This is a genomic window from Streptomyces sp. NPDC058373, assembly GCF_042723275.1.
In the GTDB taxonomy this organism is placed as follows: Bacteria; Actinomycetota; Actinomycetes; order Streptomycetales; family Streptomycetaceae; genus Streptomyces.
In genome coordinates this window covers 1-6204 of the sequence record NZ_JBHXJE010000090.1, presented here as the reverse complement: position 1 = coordinate 6204, position 6204 = coordinate 1, and the positions used below count along the sequence as shown (strand labels likewise).

At 75.6% G+C, this 6204-nt stretch carries 4 protein-coding genes; all 4 read right to left on the bottom strand.

The window, feature by feature from the left end; all coding sequences use genetic code 11:
* Nucleotides 1-173: 173 nt before the first annotated feature.
* The 4 genes from ACFWMZ_RS28005 to ACFWMZ_RS27990 all read right to left on the bottom strand — a co-directional run bounded on the left by ACFWMZ_RS28005 (nt 174) and on the right by ACFWMZ_RS27990 (nt 5750).
* Nucleotides 174-389, bottom strand: a complete 216-nt coding sequence (locus tag ACFWMZ_RS28005; protein ID WP_383184237.1) for a type A2 lantipeptide — start codon at nt 387-389, stop codon at nt 174-176.
* 1103 nt (nt 390-1492) lie between these two features.
* Complete coding sequence (locus ACFWMZ_RS28000) at nt 1493-3310, bottom strand: AMP-dependent synthetase/ligase (protein WP_383184235.1); 1818 nt, start codon at nt 3308-3310, stop codon at nt 1493-1495.
* 212 nt (nt 3311-3522) lie between these two features.
* A complete protein-coding gene (locus tag ACFWMZ_RS27995) occupies nt 3523-4452 on the bottom strand; it encodes a hypothetical protein (RefSeq protein ID WP_383183638.1) in 930 nt (309 codons plus the stop codon).
* Nucleotides 4452-5750: a VWA domain-containing protein gene (locus ACFWMZ_RS27990; protein ID WP_383183640.1), complete on the bottom strand. Its 1299-nt coding sequence runs from the start codon at nt 5748-5750 to the stop codon at nt 4452-4454. The genes ACFWMZ_RS27995 and ACFWMZ_RS27990 overlap by 1 nt, the downstream gene beginning before the upstream one ends.
* Between the last annotated feature and the right edge of the window lie 454 nt (nt 5751-6204).

Below are 6204 nucleotides of genomic sequence, written 5' to 3'. Positions count from 1 at the left end.
GCCCGCCGGTGCCCCGGCCCGGCCCCCCCGCGGGCCGCGGGGTGTGGGCCCCCGGGGTCCGTCCGCCGCACCCCGGCCGCCGCACCCGCCCCCGGCCCCCGCCCGGCCCCGCCGACCCGCCCGTCGCGGCCCGCCTCGGCGGACCGCACGCGTCGTCAGGTGGCGCGCGGGTCTCAGAGACCGGCGACGAGGCCGGTGACCGGGGCGGTGTTCAGACCGGTGGTCTGCTCCACGGTGCCGGTGACGGCGCCGAGGGTCTCGCTGACCGGGGCGACGGAGTCGACGCTGGCCGTGACCGAGCCGACGAGGCCGTTCACGAGGCCGCCGGAGATGTTGTCGAGCTCGCTGTCGGCGATCTCGGCGGTCTCGACCTGGGGGGTGTAGCTCATGGGGGGAGTTCCCTTCGCATCACTGATGGAAATAGCCACCGCGGCGCACTCGTGCAGAAGAAGGGGAAAATCTCCTGGCGGCCCCCGGACGAAAGGCGCTGAACCGGAGTTCCGGGGGCGGTGCCGCAGTGCGATGGATCAAAGCACGCCGGTGCTCGGGGCGGCCAATCGGTGAGAGCGGAATGCGGCGGGCGGCGTCGTTCCACTCACCAGTGAGTGCAGAATCGGGCACAGGAGAGCGGCACCACCTTCACACCTCCCCGCCGCCCGACCCGGTGGGGTCACGCTCGCGTGTACACCGCACGCTCTGGTGTGAAGCCCTGGTGCGCGCCGTTGACCTCGGAGGGTCACACGCGGTGAAGGTATGGGTGGCGGTGACGGAGGTGCGGCACGGCTGTGCAGATTCGCCGCAGACAGAGCCGTCCCCGGATGGGCGGGAATCGCGTTGCCGGCGATATGAGAAGGCGATGTTTCCAGGATGTGGAGGAACAGCGTCCGGTGCAGGGGGAAGAAGGAGCCGCCGGGTGGGAAATGGACTCGCCCGGCGAATTGTTGCGCACCGCGAAAACAGCGGAGCCAGGTTGGTGCGGGAATTCCCGGTCGGGCGGGAAATGGGGGAGTGGGGGCAGTGGGGTGACCTGGCCGAGGTATGTCCCGATTTCCCCGCGGGGCGCCTCTCCCGCACGCCGGGCCGGGTGCTCAGGCCTCCCGGCGCAGGCGGCATCGGGGCCCCGGCCCAGGCCGTGCGCCGCTTCGCTCCGCCGGGCCTTTCGCGGTACGGGCGCCCGTCCGCGTCCGCCCAGGAGCCGGACGGGCGGTTCGCCGTGGCGCATGGCTGGGACGCGCAGGGCGGCAGGGTCCGGGCCGGGGGGGACACCGGGAAAAGTCCGCGCCGGGGCCGGAGCACCGCGCGCCCCTGGAGGAAAAGGGGCGGCCCCACCGGGCGAGGGGGGAGAGCCGGGTGGGGCCGCGACAACCTGTCAGGCCAGGGGGGGGAGGCCCTCAGGTCGGTCTGAGGGGCGTGTGCCCGGGCCGGGCGAGGCCATGCCACCGGCGGCGAGATTTTTTCGCGAAGCTGTCCCGGGCCCGCCGGGCGGGCCGGCTCAGCGCGCGTACAGCGCCTCGATGACCTCCGCGTACGTGTGCGCCACGACGCTGCGGCGGAGCTTGAACGAAGGGGTCATCAACCCCTCCTGGAGGGTGAAGTCGACCGGCAGGACCTCGAAGGCCCGGATCGACTCGGCCCGCGACACCAGGGTGTTGGCCTGGTTGACCGCGCGCTGGAGCTGGGCCCGCAGCTCCGCCTCGTCCGCCGGGGCCGACGCCGCCCGCCCCGACGCCCCGCGCAGCCGCTGCCAGTGGGCCAGCGCCTCCTGGTCGACGGTGAGCAGCGCCGCCACGTAGGGCCGGTTGTCGCCGACCACCAGGCACTGCGCGATCAGCGGGTGGCGGCGCAACTGCTCCTCCAGCAGCTGCGGGGAGACGCTCTTGCCGCCGCTGGTGATGATGATGTCCTTCTTGCGGCCGGTGATCGTCAGATAGCCGTCCGGGTCGAACCGGCCGGTGTCGCCGGTGGCCAGCCAGCCGTCGGCCATCCCCGGCGGATCGTGCAGATAGCCGCGGAAGACCGTGTCCCCCCGTACCCACACCTCGCCGTCGTCGGCGATCCGCACGGTGGTGCCGGGCAGCGGGCGGCCCACGGTGCCGAAACGGACCCGGCCCGGCGGCTGCGCGGTGACCGCCGCCGTGGTCTCGGTCAGCCCGTAGCCGTCGTAGACCGTGACCCCGGCGCCCGCGAAGAACAGGCCCAGTTCGCGGCGGAGCGGCGAGCCGCCCGACACCGCCGCCCGGACCCGCCCGCCGAACACCGCGCGCACCTTGCCGTAGACCGTCCGCTCGTACACCGAGTGCCGCAGCTTCGCGACCGGGCCCGGGCCGTGGCCGGTGCCCCAGGCGCGCTGCTCGCGGGCCTCCGCGTGCCGGACGGCGGCTTCCCGGGCCTTCTCGAAGAGCGCCCCGTGCCCGGCCGCCTCGGCCTCCCGGCACGCCTCGTCGAAGATCCGCTCGAAGACGTAGGGGACGGCGAAGAGGAAGGTGGGCCGGAAGGAGGCGAGGGCGGGGAGCAGCAGGGCCGGGGCCATCTCCGGCTGGTGGGCGAGGAGATAGCCGCCGCGTACGCAGGTGACCGCCACCATCAGGCCGTAGCAGTGGGCCAGCGGGAGGAAGGCGAGGACGGACGGCTGCTCCCCGCGCGTCGCCAGCAGGTGGCCCCAGCCCGCGATCAGGGTGTCGCACTCGGCGGCCAGGTTGGCGTGGCTGATGACGCAGCCCTTGGCGGTGCCGGTGGTGCCCGAGGTGTAGCAGATGACGGCGGTCGCCTCCGGGCGGACCGCCGCCCGAAGCCGCTGGACCTCGGCCTCCGGCACCTCCGCGCCCCGCTCCACGAGCTCCGCCAGGCATTCCAGGTCCAGTTGCCACAGCCCGAGCAGCCCGCCCGGGTCGGAGCAGGCGGCGGCCACCGTCATCGCCTGCCCGCTGTGCTCCACCACCGCCGCCCGGACCCCGGCGTCGGAGAGGACCCAGCGCACCTGCTCGATGGAGGATGTCGGATAGACCGGCACCACTTCCGCGCCGACCGTCCACAGGGCGTACGCCAGTAGTGTCCACTCGGGGCGGGTGCGCGACATCAGCACCACCCGGTCGCCCGGCCGCACCCCTTCGGCCAGCAGCCCCCGGGCCAGCCCCAGCACCTCGTCGCGGAAGCGGCCGGACGTCACGGTGCGCCAGCCTCGGCCGGCTCCCGCCGGTTCCAGGGCCAGTTGGGGGCGGTCGGGACGGGTCTCGGCCGCGTGGAAGACCGAGTCGGCGAGGCCGCCGGTGGCCGGCGGGGCGACCAGACGCTCCACACTCACTTCCCGCACCGGGTGCGCCTCCGTTCCTCTCGCCCGCGGTGTGCCGCACTTCCGTACGGCCTCCACGGCCTGGGCCGCCGCCCGTGCGCGACGGGCGGCCGGCACGGCAACCTACAGCGCGGCGACTGCTCTGGCCAGGGGTGAAGGGGGAGTTCACCACCGTGCGCCGGGGGCGGCTCCGCCCGCCTCCCGGCCGGGAGGCGCGCGGAGCCGTCACCCCGTCAGACGCCGGGCGGGACCCGGTCGGGGCGGCCGCCGCCCCGGGTCAGCGTGTAGCCGAAGACGCCCGCGAGGGCGGCCAGCACGGCGCCCCCGGCGGTCCACAGCCACCGGTCGGTCCACCAGCCGGACGACCAGCCGTCCTCCGGCTCGGCCAGCGCCGCCGGACGCGGCGTCTCCTCGCCCGACTCCTCACCGGCCTCCTCGTCGCCGGCGCCGTCCGCCGAGGCGGACGCGGCGGAGATCCCCGGCAGCAGCGGCTGCGAGAGCTTCCCGCCGACCGCCGTCGAACCGCCCGTCTCCTGCGAGGCGACGCCGATCTCGGCTTGGAACGGCCGGCCCAGGTCGTCGGCGGAGAGCCGCGAGACCGTCAGCCGGACGTAGTACGCGCCGGGCAGCGGGTCGTCGGCCCACGGCTCGGAGAACGCCCGCACCGTGCGCAGCGTGCAGGAGAGCCGCACCTCGGCGGCGTCCTTGGCGGCCCGCCGCTCCTGGAGCCCGTACGTGCACGCCTGGCGGCGGCGCAGCCCGTCGTAGACGTCGATCCGCCAGGTGGAGGCGGACTGCCGGGCCCGCTCGGCGGGCAGCGACACCGTCGCCTCGACCGTCGGGCGCTGCCCGGTGTCGGCCGGGAAGACCCAGTACAGGTAGTCGCCGGTCGACGCGGAGGCGGTACCGCGCTGCCCCTGCGCCAGCCGCGCCGCCGTGCGGAACGCGGTGCCCGCCTCGGTCGGACCCGCCTCGGCCTCCTCGTCCTCGGAGGCGGAGGCCGACGGCGAGGCGTCGGCGAGGGCGGGCGGCGCCGCGGTGAACAGCGCCGCGGCGGCCAGAACGGCGCCCGCGAGCGCACGCCTCCGGTGGCGCCGGGAGGGCGCGGCCGGGGCCGTCACGTCCGCGGCGGCCAGGGGCCTGCTACGAAGAGCGGTACGCATCAGCGGGTCCTCCAGACGGCGAAGCGCCAGCGCGACAGCCAGCCGAAGAGCAGACCGCCGAGGAAACCGGCGAGTATCAGCACACCCAGCAGCCACCAGCCGCGGCCCAGCCCGAAGGCGGCCGTGTCCGAGGCGTCGCCGGGACCGTCCACCACGTCGACGGTCAGCTCCAGGGGCATGCCCGGCGCCGAGGCGTCGGCGGCCTTGGCGGAGGCGGCCGAGAAGGAGTTGCTGACCTCCAGGCAGACCGGGGTCGCGGCCGGCTTGTCGGTGCCGGCGTCCGGACGTTCCCGCTCCGGGTGGCGCAGCCCCGACGAGATCACGTCGGTGCGGCCGCTGCCGGCCTCCGAACCCCGCACCAGCTCACGGCCGTGCGCGGTCGCCGCGCGCAGCAGCACGCCGTAGTCGTCGGCGAGCGGGCGGTCGGCCGCCACGCTCACCGACGCGCGCAGTTCCTGGCCCGGCAGCACGTCCACCCGGTACCACCGGTGGGTGCCGAGCGGCTGGCGGTCGGTGTACAGCCCCGGCTCGATCTTCGGCGCGTCGGCGCAGGCCGCGGCCCCCTCGACCGGCACCGGCGTGACCACCGGGTCGGCCGCGCGGTCCACCAGTTGCTTCACCTTGTCGGAAAGGTCGTCCTTGTGTCGCACGGCGGTGTACGTGCCGCCGGTCGCCTCGGCGATGCAGGAGAGCTGCTGGCGGATCTTGGCGTCGGGGACCAGGCCGAGGGTGTCGATGACGAGATCGATGCCCTTGGCCGCGATCTCCCGCGCCACCTCGCACGGGTCGAGGGGACCGCAGGTGTCCTCGCCGTCGCTGATCAGGACGATGCGGCGGCTGCCGCCGTCGTCGCCGTCCAGGTCGTCGGCGGCGCCGAGCAGCGCCGGGCCTATCGGGGTCCAGCCCGTCGGGCTGAGCGTCGCCACCGCCGTCTTGGCCTCGGTGCGGTCGATCGGCCCGACCGGGTAGAGCTGCCGGGTGTCCTTGCAGCCGCGTGCCTTGTCCTCGCCCGGGTAGTCCGCGCCCAGGGTGCGGATGCCGAGTTCGACCTGCTCGGGCACGGCGTCGATGACGTCGTTGAACGCCTGCTTCGCCGCCGACATGCGGGACTGCCCGTCGATGTCGCGGGCCTTCATGGAACCGCTCACGTCGAGCACCAGCTCGACCTTGGGCGCGGGACGTGCGGTGGGCCCGTCGGCGGTGGTGGCCGCGGCCGCTGTCGACGCGGCGGGGAGAGCCCCCGCCAGCACCGTCATCAGCGCGGCCACCACCACCGCTGCCCGTCTTGTTGTGATCATCGGCGGATCTTATTGAAGAAGGTGACGGACCCCCAAAACGTGCCCGGAAGGAGGCGGTTGGGGGCGGCCGTGCCGGGCGCCCGGGCCCGTCGGAGCCGGCGCGGCCGGCCGGCCTCCCCGTCCCCGGCGGCGGGTGAGCGGCGCTCACGGACCGACACGCGAGGGCGCCGCCTCCTGTCCGGCGTGCGCCTGCCGCGCCCGGGCCCGGCCGCTCCCAGCGGATGCCCGGCACGCCGTACGGGGCTCGGCGGACGCCTGCCGCACGCGGCTGGGCGTCCCCGCCGCACGCTCCCGGTTCCGCCAGGTGGGAGGTATGGCACGGGGCGCCCCCGGCGGTTCAGCCGCCGCCGACCGCGGCCACGGGCTGCCCGGCCGGCACGGCGCCCGCCGGCGGGCGGTCGGCCCGGCCCGCCTGCCGGGGCGGCGGCGCGGCGGGGGCGGCCCCGTCCGGAGG

Excerpts from the sequence above, each read along its gene's own strand:
- ACFWMZ_RS27990 (WP_383183640.1), bottom strand. The coding sequence starts at position 5,750 with ATGATCACAACAAGACGGGCAGCGGTGGTGGTGGCCGCGCTGATGACG.
- ACFWMZ_RS27995 (WP_383183638.1), bottom strand. The coding sequence starts at position 4,452 with ATGCGTACCGCTCTTCGTAGCAGGCCCCTGGCCGCCGCGGACGTGACG.
- ACFWMZ_RS28005 (WP_383184237.1), bottom strand. The coding sequence starts at position 389 with ATGAGCTACACCCCCCAGGTCGAGACCGCCGAGATCGCCGACAGCGAG.